Source organism: Amycolatopsis sp. NPDC039088 (genome assembly GCF_055598845.1).
In genome coordinates this window covers 47,540-59,920 of the sequence record NZ_JBVKAE010000034.1, presented here as the reverse complement: position 1 = coordinate 59,920, position 12,381 = coordinate 47,540, and the positions used below count along the sequence as shown (strand labels likewise).

8 protein-coding genes are annotated in these 12,381 nt (G+C 69.4%); 1 reads left to right on the top strand and 7 read right to left on the bottom strand.

Features of this window, described 5'->3' with window-relative positions:
• Window positions 1–135 precede the first annotated feature (135 nt).
• Complete coding sequence (locus ACZ7KI_RS33705) at window positions 136–624, bottom strand: hypothetical protein (RefSeq protein ID WP_470277073.1); 489 nt, start codon at window positions 622–624, stop codon at window positions 136–138.
• Window positions 625–748: 124 nt separating this feature from the next.
• On the opposite strand from ACZ7KI_RS33705, the gene ACZ7KI_RS33700 reads away from it, so the two are divergent.
• Entirely contained in the window at window positions 749–3,505 is a 2,757-nt protein-coding gene (locus ACZ7KI_RS33700) for an AfsR/SARP family transcriptional regulator (protein ID WP_470277072.1), read from the top strand.
• Here the strand turns inward: ACZ7KI_RS33700 and ACZ7KI_RS33695 are convergent.
• The 6 genes from ACZ7KI_RS33695 to ACZ7KI_RS33670 form a co-directional block, all read right to left on the bottom strand.
• The gene (locus tag ACZ7KI_RS33695; protein ID WP_470277071.1) at window positions 3,486–4,283 is read right to left on the bottom strand and encodes an alpha/beta fold hydrolase; all 798 of its coding nucleotides are present in this window, start codon (window positions 4,281–4,283) and stop codon (window positions 3,486–3,488) included. The two genes, ACZ7KI_RS33700 and ACZ7KI_RS33695, sit on opposite strands and share 20 nt — an antisense overlap.
• A gap of 71 nt (window positions 4,284–4,354) precedes the next feature.
• Window positions 4,355–5,503 carry an epoxide hydrolase family protein gene (locus tag ACZ7KI_RS33690; protein ID WP_470277070.1) on the bottom strand — a complete coding sequence of 383 codons (1,149 nt, stop codon included), beginning with the start codon at window positions 5,501–5,503 and terminating at the stop codon, window positions 4,355–4,357.
• A 532-nt stretch (window positions 5,504–6,035) separates the two neighbouring features.
• The gene (locus ACZ7KI_RS33685) at window positions 6,036–8,393 is read right to left on the bottom strand and encodes a polysaccharide lyase 8 family protein (protein WP_470277069.1); all 2,358 of its coding nucleotides are present in this window, start codon (window positions 8,391–8,393) and stop codon (window positions 6,036–6,038) included.
• A gap of 108 nt (window positions 8,394–8,501) precedes the next feature.
• Window positions 8,502–9,959 carry an aldehyde dehydrogenase (NADP(+)) gene (locus ACZ7KI_RS33680; protein WP_470277068.1) on the bottom strand — a complete coding sequence of 486 codons (1,458 nt, stop codon included), beginning with the start codon at window positions 9,957–9,959 and terminating at the stop codon, window positions 8,502–8,504.
• 14 nt (window positions 9,960–9,973) lie between these two features.
• A complete protein-coding gene (locus tag ACZ7KI_RS33675; protein ID WP_470277067.1) occupies window positions 9,974–11,119 on the bottom strand; it encodes a hypothetical protein in 1,146 nt (381 codons plus the stop codon).
• 4 nt (window positions 11,120–11,123) lie between these two features.
• Window positions 11,124–12,380 carry a glucarate dehydratase family protein gene (locus ACZ7KI_RS33670; protein ID WP_470277066.1) on the bottom strand — a complete coding sequence of 419 codons (1,257 nt, stop codon included), beginning with the start codon at window positions 12,378–12,380 and terminating at the stop codon, window positions 11,124–11,126.
• Window position 12,381: the final 1 nt, after the last annotated feature.

Below are 12,381 nucleotides of genomic sequence, written 5' to 3'. Positions count from 1 at the left end.
GTTTTTTGGGGGGGAGGGAAAGAAAAACCAAAAAAGAAGGTGCCCCCGTTGGGGTTGTTTGGTGTGGAGAGTTCTTTTGGGGGGGATCTTGCCCCCCCAAGGGGTCCCCCCACACCCCGACCGCTCACGACCTCATCAGGGCAGGACGTCGGTCACGGTGTCCTTGATGACCTGCCACTTACCGTGTTCGCGCACCAGCGTCAGGCTGATCGTGTAGTGCCGGTCGACGTTCTGTGACGGTGCCTTGTAGTAGGCGTCAAGGAGCGCGAAGCCCATCTTGCAGTCCTCGACGACGGTGTGCGTGACCGTCCACGGCATGCTCCACTCGTACGGGAGCTTGAACTGGATATCGACCACCGGCTCCACGTTGTCCTTGTAGCCGATGATCAGCTGCCCCTTGCGCCCGACGGTCACCATGTTCTGGTGGATGATCGCCCGGTAGCGGGCCTCGTCACGCTTGTTGTAGCTGTCCATGTCCTCCCAAACGGCGCGATCGAACGAACGCCGGCAGGCCTGCCGCTCACTCTCGGCCTGCTGCTCGCCCGCGGTCGCCGCGGCGGGCACGCCGATCCCCGCCGCCACCACGACCAGCCCGGCCAACGCCGCGTAATACCGCTTGCGCATAGGGTTCTCCTCATCACGTCCGATACTTCGTCCACCAGCAGGTTCGCCGGACGGCGCATCACAGCTGCATCACTTCCGCACCGGCGCGGGCTCATGGCCGGTTAACCTCGCGGGAGGGGGTGTGATGGAGTTTCGGGTACTGGGGCCGGTGCAGTGCCGCACAGGCGCACGGCCGCTGAAGCTGGCGGGCCCACGGCAGGAGCGGATCCTGGCCGCGCTGCTGCTCGGCGCCGATCGCGTCGTCTCGGTTTCGCGGCTGGTGGACGTCGTCTGGGACGAGGACCCGCCCGCCACGGCCACCCGGCAGATCCGCAACCTCACCACCGCGCTGAAGCGCACCCTCCTCGCCGAGGGCGCGGGTGACGACGTCCTGACCGCCGAGGGACCCGGCTTCGTCCTGCGCCCGCCCGCGTTCGATCTGCGCTCGTTCGAGGAACACGTCTCACGTGGCGAGTTCCGTGAGGCACTCGCGTGCTGGCACGGCCCCGCACTGTCCGGTGTGGACAGTCCTGTTCTGCGCGGTGAAGCCGATGAGCTCGACGAACGTCGACTGTCCGTTGTGGAGCGTTGTCTCGACGAAGAGGTCTCCGCCGGTGAAGACCGCGTCGCGGAACTGAAGGCACTGGTCGCCGAACATCCGTTCCGGGAGGCGTTCGCCGGATTGCTCATGCGGGCGCTCCATCAGCAGGGCAGGCAGGCCGATGCGCTGAACGCCTATCGGCAGGCACAGACGCGGCTGGTGGACGAACTCGGGATCGACCCGGGACCGAAGCTGCGCGGACTCTACGAGCGGATCCTCCGCGACGAGCCGGAGTACGGCAAGGCTCGCTGCTTCCTCCCTTACGACGTCCCGGATTTCACCGGCCGGGAAGCCGAGCTCCGCCGCCTTTCCGACGCCGTCCGCCTCGGCCGCCCCGTGGTGCTCGACGGGATGGCCGGCGTCGGCAAGACCTCGCTCGCCGTCCACGCCGCACACCGGCTCGCCGCCGATTTCCCCGACGGGCAACTGTTCGTGGACCTACACGGCCATTCCCCCGGCCGCGAACCGCTTCCGCCCGAGGCCGCGCTCGAAGCCCTGCTGGGACAATTGGACGTCCCGGCGAGCAGGCTCCCTGGCGGTGTGGACCGGCGGGCCGAACTGTGGCGGACCAGAACCGCGGGCCGGTCTCTGCTCGTGGTGCTCGACAACGCCGCGAACGCCGACCAGTTGCGACCGCTCCTGCCCGGTTCGGCCACGGTCGCCCTGGTGGTCACCGGCAGGCGACGGCTGGCCGCCATCGACGGTGCCGCGTCGATCAGTCTCGAAGTCCTGCCGGACGAAGAGGCGGGCGCCCTGTTCGCCGCGGCGTCGGGACGGCCGGACTCGGGTGTGGCCGCGTTGTGCGGGAACCTGCCGCTGGCGATCCGGATCGCGGCGGCCCGGCTGCAACATCGTCCACAGTGGACTGTGCAGGCCCTGGCCGAACGACTGGGTTCCGAACACCACAGGCTGGCCGAACTGAAGGTCGCCGGACGCGACGTCGCCGCCGCGTTCGCACTGTCCTATCAGGAACTGGACGCCGACCGGCAGCGGATGTTCCGGCTGCTGGGAAGGAATCCGGGTACCGACATCGGCGTACCCGCGGCCGCCGCGCTGGCCGGGGTCGGCGAGTCCGAAGCCGAGCGGCTGCTGGAAGATCTGCTCGACGCTCACCTGCTCAGGCAGCCGTCACTGGGCCGGTACTCGTTCCACGACCTCATCGCCGAGCACGCCCGCAACGCCGCGAGTGACGAGGAATCGGCTCCGGCGTTGGGCAGGCTGCTCGACCACTATCGCGACGGCGGCGGTGACGGCTGGTACACGACGGAACGGGCCAACCTGGTCGCGGTGACCCGCCAGGCGTTCGAGGACGGCCACGATGACCACGCCTGGCGGATCGCCGAGAACACCGCGGAACACCTCCGGGAGACCGGGCATCTCGACGAACTGCTCGCCGTGGCGCGAACCGGTGTCGCCGCCGCCCGCCGGATCGGCGACCCCCACACGATCCAGCGGAGCATGGCGAACCTCACCTTGGCCTTGTGGGAGAACGGGCGGCTCGCGGAGGGGATGCGCTGCGCCATGGAGCGGCTGGACGTCGTCCGCGCGTCCGGCGACCGAGCCGCCGAAGCGACCGCTCTCTCCAGAGCGGGCGCTTTGCACGGCATGCTCGGCCGCTACCCCGAGGCGATCCGGTTCTATCGCGACGGTCTCGCCGCGGCGGAAGGGGCCGTCGACCGCGAAACCACCGCCACGCTTTGGAGCAACCTCAGCAATGTTCAGGAGACCCTCGGCCTGCTGGACGAGGCGCTGGCCTCCGCCCGGCGATCGGTGGGGCTGCGCGAAGACCCCCGGAACACGGTCCTCAGTACGGCCCAGCTCGGTCTGGTCCTCGCCCGGCTCGGCCGGTTCGAGGAAGCGTTCGAGGTCACGGACCGCTCGATAAGCTCGTCACGGGAACTCGGGTACCTGTTCGGCGAGGCGTGGAGCCTGATCGACCACGCCGACGCCCTCCTGCTGGCCCGTCGGCCTGCCGAGGCGCGCGAGCACGCCGAACGCGCGTGCGGCATCCTCGCCCGGCTCAACCATCCGTTGCTGCTGACCATGGCGGCCAACAGCCTCGGCACCGCTTGCCTCGCCCTTGGCGAAGCGACGGCCAGCCTCGCGCGGCACCGCCTCGCGCTCGAAACGGCGAAGCGGATCGGCTACCGGCTGCAGGAGGCCCGCGCGCTGACCGGGATCGGGCAGGCCCGCGCCGCGCTCGGCGACGAGGCCGACGCCGAGTTCCGGGCGGCGCGGGACCACTACGTCGCGATGGGCCTGTCCGAACCGCTGCTGGTCGTCACCGAAGGAACTCGGTGAGCAGTCCGCGCAGGACGTCCGGCTGTTGGAGGACGCCGTGGTCCTGGCCTTCGACGGTGACGTGCCGGGCACCGGGGACGGTCTCGGCGACGGCGCGGGCGGCGGCGCGCATCCACACGTCGCTCTCGCCGCCGTCCATGACCAGCGTCGGTGCGGTGATCTTCGCGAGCCTGCCCGCGGGAAGGGCGCTGCCGGGACCGCAAAGCGCGAGGTCGTAGGGCAAGGTGTGGGCGAGCCCGGTGAACCAGGCCCAGAACGGGTCGTCCCGCATCCCCTTGACGACCTCGGCCGGGGTGCCCGCCGCTTCGGTCAGGAACAGTTCCGCCGCGTCGTCGCGATTGCCGTCGGCGATCAGCGCCCGGACGCGGTCGAAGAGGTCGGACGCGGGCTTCGGACGGCTGTCGTCGACGATGTACGGCGGCTCGTACACCGCGAGGCCGGTCATGGGGACACCGCGGGCGGCCGCTTCCAGCGCCAGCACGGCTCCCGACGAGTGCCCGAAGACCGCCGCCGAACCGCCAACGTGGTCGATCACCGCGGCGAGGTCCTCGACCTCGCGTTCCACCGAGTAGACCGCGCCCGCGCCGCTGTCGCCCCGGCCACGCCGGTCGTAGGCGATCGCGGTGAAGTCCGGGGCCAGTGTCGTGGCCAGCCCGGCGACGGTCGTCCGGTCGTTGAACGCGCCGCCGACCAGGATCACCGGCGTGCCCTCCCCGGTCCGCTCGAAGGCGATCGGGGTGCCGTCGGCCGAGGTCACGGTCTCGAGTGTGGTGGTCATCGGTTCCTCCCGCTGGGATCTCGCGTCGCTATCTTCGCCCATGGGTCGGAGCCGACGACCACCGTTCGACATCACCGCCGAAGTTCTCCGAAGAATTCGCGGATCTCGGTCACCACGTCTTCCGGAACGGCCATCGCGACCATGTGACTGGGACTCTCGCGGTCGGCCCAGCGCACTATGTCGTTCTTGCGCGAGGCGATCTTGCGCAATGCGGCCGGGCCGCCGTGCGAGACACCGGTCGGGACCACGGTCTGGTCCATCGGCATCGCGGCCGCGCCTTCGTAGTACGGCCACAGCGAAGTGCCACCGGTCGCGGTCAGCCAGTACAGCGTCACGTTGGTGAACAGCAGGTCGCGGTCGATCGGCTCGGCGGGACCGGTGCCGTGGGGCCAGCCGTCGAACTCCTTGAATCGTTCGACCAGGTAGGCCAGCTGCGCGACCGGCGAATCGAGGAAGCCGAAGCTCAACGTCTGGGGCCTGTTCGTCAGGTACGGCGCGTACCCGCTACCGCCCGCGAAGCGTTCCATCAGTCCCGCGAGATCGGCCTGATCCTGTTCCGTGAGCCCTTCGAAGTCGGCCGGGTCGCCCATCGGCACGCCGAGCCCAGAGGTGATGTGCGAGCCGATGACATGCTCGGGCGCGTACGCCGCCAGACACGGCGTCACCAGCGCGCCCGCGTCGTTCCCGTGTGCGCCATAGCGTTCGTAGCCGAGGCGGCTCATCAGCTCCGCCCAGGTCCGCGCCACCCGCGCGATCTCCCACGGCCGCTCGTCGGCCGGTTCCGGGAAGGGTGAGAACCCGAAACCGGGCAAGGACGGCGCGACCACGTGGAACGCCCGCGAAGGGTCGAGACCGTGGGCTCGCGGGTCGGTGAGCGGGCCGAGCACGTTCAGGAACTCGGCGATCGAGTTCGGCCAACTGTGCGTCATGATCAACGGGATCGCGTCCGGTTCCGGCGAGCGGACGTGCAGGAAATGCAGCGGCTGGCCATCGATGACCGTGGTGTACTGCGGGAACTCGTTGAGCCGCTTCTCCCACGCGCGCCAGTCGTAGCCGTCGCGCCAGTACTCGGCCAGGTCCTTGAGATAGGCGACCGGAACACCCCGGCTCCATTCGGCACCGGGCAGCGCCGACGGCCAGCGGGTACGGGCGAGGCGGTCGGTGAGGTCGTCCAGATCGGACTGCGGGATGTCGATGCGGAACTGCTCGATGTCGGTCATACGAGGACCGTAGGAGCCATATAGGACAGATCGTGTCCTAAATCCTCGTGAGCGACGATTCGGGTTTTATTGAGAGGTAAGGCGAAGCTGTCGTGACCGGTACTTTCTGTGGTGTGCGTTCGCTCGGAGTCGACGCCCGCTGCTCATGTCGCGAAAGCCTCTTTCAGGACATGTGGTGTCCTGAAAGAGGCTTTCGCGGCACGCTACCGCTGCCCCCGCGTCGGATCCTGATGTCCTGAAGGGCCACATGGGAAACATCGTTCTTGGGTCGGACGGGTTCGTTGTGGCCCCGGCGGGAGCGGGCTCACGCAAGGGGGTCGCTGAAACCCCGCTGGTGTCCAGAATCAGGCCTGCCCTACCTCGACTCGCCCTTGATCAACGGAAGATCAGGGACGTTGAGTGTCCCCGATCTTCCGTTGATCAAGCTGCAGGAACAGTCGACCAACCTGCAAGATCGCGACTTTGCCGAGACCCCTACTCTCAAGGTAGGGAAGGAGGCCTTCACGGACTTCCCGGCTTGCGAGACCGGCGGTCATCGGCCGAGTGAGACCACCTGCGTCGCACCGAAGGTGTCCTTCACCGGCACCTCGACGGTCTTGCGCCACACCGTCACCCGGACGACGTCCTGCCGCTGCGTCGGATCGGAGACGGCCAGCTGCCAGCCGTTCTTTCCGCGGCCCAGCGCCACCGACGCCGGACCGGACACCGACACCTCGTCGACCGAGCCGGCGGCGAAGAAGTTCGCCAACAGCGTCGCGTCCCACAGCCGGACGGCCTGCACGGTCGCGGTGTTGGACCGCACGCGCCACGCCCAAGCCGACGCGACCGTCTCCAGCACCGACGCTGTCGGCAGGACGGCGTAGGCGTAACTCGCGTCCACGGGTTTGGCGCCGTGCTCGATCACCAGTTTCTGGTAACGCCGGGTGTAGGGCACCGTGGTGCCCTTGGTGTTTGCTCCCTTGTCGACGTCGCGCCAGGTCCCCGTCCGGTCCTCGCGCAGCGCGGTCACCTCCGCGTCGTCGAGCAGGATGTACCCGCCGACCTTCTCCAGATGCAGCCATCGCTTGCGCCGCAAGGACTCCGAGCCGCCGACGAGACGACCGTCCGCCAGCAGCACCCCTGAGCCGTTCTCGCCGAGGTTGCGGTTCTCGATCGTGGTGCGGATCCGCTCGCCCGAGCCGTCGGTGATCCCGGCGCCGAGGCAGACCACCCCCGACGGCGTGAAGAACCACGATTTCTTCGCGGTCAGCGTGCCGTCCTGTGAGACGAAGTCGAGGGCGTGCGCGCCGTGCCGCGCGTCCCAGCGGACGCCGCCGCAGTGGTCCTTACTGGTCAGCGGCACCTGTTCCAGGGTCGGCGTCGGCCCGCTCTTGGTCGTGGTGCCCGGAAGCAGCAGCGGATCGACGGTCGGCCAGTAGGCGTCGGTGAAGTGTCCCTTGGCCTTGGGCACGAACAGATACAGCGAACCGTCGCCGGTGTACCAGCCGTGCAGGTTCATGGCGTTGACCGACTCGTACCGCGAGATCCGCGTCGAGGCGACGCCGAGCGAGGCCGACCAGCCTTCGGTGACGTGCACCATCCGGTCCTGCTGACCGAATACGCGGTGGGTCGCGACTGTCGGGGCCGGCCGGGTCCCGGTCGCCAGCAACTCCTGCGCGAACTCGATGCCGGGAACGCCGACGAGGTCCGGTCCCGGTGCGAACCGCTCGGGGTCGGGGATCTTCAGGTACGGCGCGAAAGTGTCCTCGGTGATCCACTTGGCGGGGAGCCCGCCGAGTTCTTCCTTGCGCTTCCCGCTCGCCGACCGTGCCAGCAGGACGACCGCACCGGTGAGCTGGTGCCCGATGTCGTGCGCGGATTCCCCCTGCCGGGACAGGAACCGGCCGCGGACCGATTCCATGAGCGCGCCCGCGTAGACGAAAGGCGCGAAGGTGTCGGACACCAACGCGTACGCCGCTTCCCTGATGTCGCCGGGCAGCTCGAACTCCGTGCCCTTGGTGACGTGGATGGCGGCCGCGACCGCGGTGAGCAGGACGATCCCGTAGTGCCCGGGATAAGGCACCGAATCGTGCTGGATGAACGAGCCGTCGGTGTGGAAACCGTCGCCCGCCGCGCGGTGGAGTTTGGCGATGACGCTCGCCGCTCCCCCGCCTTCGACGTCGGTGAACGCTCCGACACCGCGCCGGATCCGCTCGGTGTCACCCAGCATCGCCCCGGACACGATGGAGATCGTCGACTTGTCCGCGCGGTTGGCGCCGGTCTCGACGACCTTCGGGTTGTTCGTGCGAAGGTTCGGGTTGCCGGAGAACTTCAGCACCGGCTTCAGGTACCTGGCGATTTCGTCCTGGGTCAGCTCGTCCGCCACCGTCGCGAGGATGTGCAGCAGGTAGAGCGGGATGCCGATCTCGTAGGTGTACCAGTTGCCGATCTCGGCGGTCTTCTCGCTGTACTGATCGCTGGTGTACAGCAGTTCCAGCGCCGCCTTGATCCGGCCGAGCACGGCAGGGTCACCGGCCAGCGCGCCGCCCGGGGTGCCCCAGTTGACCGCGATCGCGCGCAGCCGCGCGTACATCGACGTGGTGAACTCGCTGCCCGGTCCGAGCGGAAGGTCCATCCACAGTGGACCGCCGCCGACCGTCATGCTGTCGTGGTAGGCCTTCGCGACCCTGTTCAGGTTCGCCAGTGCGGCCGTCCGCTCCGCCGACGGCCGGTTGATCCCGGTCTGCAGTTCGCGATAGCCGGTGACGATGGAGGCCATGCCCGCCGGAACCGAGAGCCCGTTCTGAGCGGACGAGGGGCGGGCGATCGCGGTCGTGAGCGCGACCGAAGCGGCCGCGGCCGCGCCTCCACGCAGGGCGGTTCTCCGGCCGACGTAACCGAATCCGGGCATGACGGGGCCTCCCAAGAGGTCGAAGACAGCAACAAGGGGCGGCGGCGTGGTGAAGCGGCTCGTGAGTGATTCGGGTCGTTCCAACGACCCGAATCACTCACGAGCTTTCTAGCGTTTCCCGTCGGTCCTGCGGGGCAGGCCCCACGGGTTGTTCTCCTGCAACGGTTCCGGCAGCAGCGCGTCGGGGAAGCCCTGCCAGGCGATCGGTCGCAGGAACCGCTCGATCGCGGCGGTGCCGACCGAAGTGCTGGTCGGCGCGGTGGTCGCCGGGTAGGGACCACCGTGTTCCTGTGCCCAGGTGACCGTGACTCCGGTCGGCCAGTCGTTCCACAGCAGACGGCCCGCGACGCGGGTCAGCGACGGGAGGACGGGACGGATCCAGTCCACATCGGACTCTTCGCCCTGGATGGTCGCGGTGAGCCCGGGTTCCATCACGCCGAGCAGGCTGATCAGCTCGGCCTGGTCGGCGTAGGTGACGATCAGCGACGCCGGGCCGAAGCACTCCTCGCGGACGGTGTCGGCATCGGCGAGGAAGGCCTTGGCGGTGGTGGCGAGCAGGGTCGCGCCGTGTGAGATCCCTTCCGCGCCACCGGACTCGGACAGCACCTCGACCCCGGCCACGGCGCGCAGTTTCGCCAGCCCGTCGGCGAATCCGGCCGCGATGCGTTCGTTGAGCATCGGCTGTGCCGGGATGGTCGAGACCGCCTCGCGCAGTGTGTCTTCCAGCCCGTGTCCTTCGGGCAGGAACAGCAGACCCGGTTTGGTGCAGAACTGCCCGGCACCGAGGCTGAACGAACCCGCGTAGCCCTTGGCGATCGCCTCGCCACGGGCGTCGATCGCCGCCCGCGTGACGACGGCGGGGTTGACACTGCCCAGTTCGCCGTAGAACGGGATCGGCGACGGCCGCGAGGTCGCGATGTCGAACAGCGCGCGCCCGCCGGGGACCGAACCGGTGAACGACGCCGCCTGGATCCGCGGGTCCTTCAGTGCCGTCACGCCGTTCTGCTGGCCGTAGATGACCGCGAAGATCCCCTCCGGCGCCCCCGCCTTGACCAGCGCCTCACCGACGACCTCGCCGGTGCGGGCGGACAACTCGGGGTGCCCGGAGTGCGCCTTGAGCACCACGGGGCAGCCGGCGGCGAGCGCCGAAGCGGTGTCACCGCCCGCGACGCTGAAGGCGAACGGGAAGTTACTGGCGGCGAACACCAGCACCGGACCGATCGGCGTGAGCAACCGCCGGATGTCCGGCCGCGGGCCCATCGGCCACGCGGCGTCCGCGTGGTCGACGGTGGCGCCGAGGAACGAGCCGTCGGCCAGCACCTCACCGAACAGGCGCAGCTGGAACGTCGTGCGCTTCAGTTCTCCCTGCAGCCGCGGGGAGGCCGGGAGGTGCGTCTCCTCGGCGGCCAGCGCGATCAGCTCGTCGGCGGCCGCGTCGAGGGCGTCGGCCGCGGCGTTCAGCCAGTCGGCGCGCTGGGCCGGTGTCGCGGCCGCCGCCGTGCCTGCCGCAGCGGCGGCGGCCGCGAGGATCTGGTCGAGCGTGGCGGGATCTGTTGCCTGACTCATGGGTTCTGCGTCTCCTAGAGTTCTTGCGCGGCGCTGACGGCGGCGATGAGATCCGCCCAGCGCCCCGGGCCAGCGAGGCCGAGGTGGTACAGGTGCAGTTCGGTGGCGCCTGCCTTGCCGAGTTCGGTGGTGTAGGCCTCGATGTCGGGCACCGGGCTCGCCGCAACCGCGGTGATGTAGCTGCCGACGGCGACCTTCTCCGGCAGTTTCGCCCGCGCGGTCGCGACGGCGCCCACGCTGGGACGGCCGGGTGCCCAGTTCTGCAGCACCACCGCGTCGACGTCCTCCGGGGCCGACGGCGTCAGCCCTGGCAGCGCGCCGGTGACCCACGGGTCCATCGCGCCGTGGAGCACGATCCTGGGCCCGGACGGGATCTTCGCGAGCACTTCGCGCCGGAGCGCGTCCGTGGCCTTCTGCCGGGTGTCGAGCAGGACCTGCCGCAGGGTGGGCAGGATCTTGTCCTCGCTGGCACGGAGGTCACCGCCGTCGATCAGCCGACGGACCTCGGCGCGCAGCTTGCCCAGCGCCTTCGCCGGATCCTGGCCCGCCTTGGCCCATTCCTCCAGGCACGCGGCACAGCAGCAGATCGACAGCAGCCGCGCCGTCGCGGGCGACCAGACGCCGTCGGTCTTTTCGTGCTGATGCTGGTGCACGGCGCCGAGCGGCCCGCACGCCTCGAGGATCACCGAGGCGAAGTCGAGTCCGGCGAGGCTCTCCGCCGCCACGTTCGCGGCGTATTCGCGGACCGCCCGCTGCCCGGGACACAGCGCCCACGGATACCGCTCACCGAAACAGTTGCGCACGGTGAGATCGGGGAACTCCGTGCCCACCTGGGAGTTGTGGGTCAGCACGAGCCACGCCGCCGCGGGGATGCCCGCCTCGTTCAACGCTCGGACGGCGTCGCCAGCGCTGTCCCGGCTCTCCACCCAGTCCGGTTCGGCGGGCCGCAGCTCTCCCCAGGCCTCCTCGCGCACCGGCCGGTACAGCGCCGCGTGGCGCGCGACGACCGAGGTGCGGTCCGGCGACCAGGGTGTCGCCGCGCGGGCGCTGTGGTACGACACGGCGACGGCGACCTCGTCGACGCCGAGTTCCCGTACGCGCTCGACGAACCCGGGATCGCCGGTGACGTCCCAGGGGTAGGCGTATCCGGTGACCTTCACCCGGTCACCACCGCGCCGTATTCGGTTCGAAGTCTCCGACGAACTTCCGCATATAGGTCACGTCATCCCGTTTGGTCTGTCCACATCGGACATAGTCTTCATGGGCCCGAGCCAGTGCGTCGGGGTCGAGTTCGACCCCCAGCCCCGGTTTGTCGGGCACCGCGACCGCACCGTCGACGAACTCCAGCGCACCCGGGGCGATGACGTCGGCCGTCTTCCACGGCCAGTGGGTGTCGCAGGCATAGGTCAGGTGCGGCGTCGCCGCGGCCACGTGCACCATAGCGGCCAGACTGATCCCGAGATGACTGTTCGAATGCATGGAAAGCCCCACGTCGAAGCATTCCGCCGTGGTGGAGAGGGCTTGCGTGTCCCGCAGGCCACCCCAGTAATGATGGTCCGAAAGTATTACGCCGACCGCTCGCTGCCGGAAGGCGGGCTCGATGTCCGCGAAGCGCACGACGCACATGTTGGTGGCCAGCGGCATGTTCGCCCTCTCGGCGACCCGCGCCATGCCCTCGATGCCCGGGGTCGGGTCTTCGAGGTACTCCAGGACACCGTCGAGTTCCTCGGCGACCCGGATGCCGGTGTCCACCGTCCACGCCGCGTTGGGGTCGATCCGCAGCGGGTGGTCCGGGAACGCCTCCGCGAGCGCGCGGATACCGTCCATCTCCTGGTCGGGGGCGAAGGCGCCGCCCTTGAGCTTGATGGAGCCGAAGCCGTACTCCTCGACCATGCGCCTCGCCTCACCGACGAGTGCCTCCGGCGTGGTCACCTCGCCCCACGAGTCCTCCTCGGCACCCAGGTGGGCGCCGAACTTGTAGAACAGGTAGGCGGAGAAGTCGACGGCGTCACGCGCCTTGCCGCCGAGCAGATCCACCACGGGCCTGCCGAGGTAGTGGCCCTGCGCGTCGAGCGCGGCCACCTCGAACAGCGAGTACACGCTGGCGACGGTCTTGCTGACGGAGAATCCGCCGGTGAGCCCGTGCGCGTCGGCGAAAACGACCTCCCCGAGGGTGGTGGCGACCTTCCGGCGCAGGCCGGGCAGGTCGAACACGTCCTGTCCCTTGAGTTCCGGCAGCACCTTCCGGACCTGGTCGAGGAAGGCGAGGTCCCCGTAGGACTCACCCAGGCCGACCACACCGTCCTCGCAGATCAGCTGGACGACGCCGCGCAGCGCGAAGGGCTCGTGAACGCCCATCGCGTTGAGCAGCGGCGGGTCGGCGAAGGCGACCGGGGTCAGGACGACGTCGAGAACCTTCATC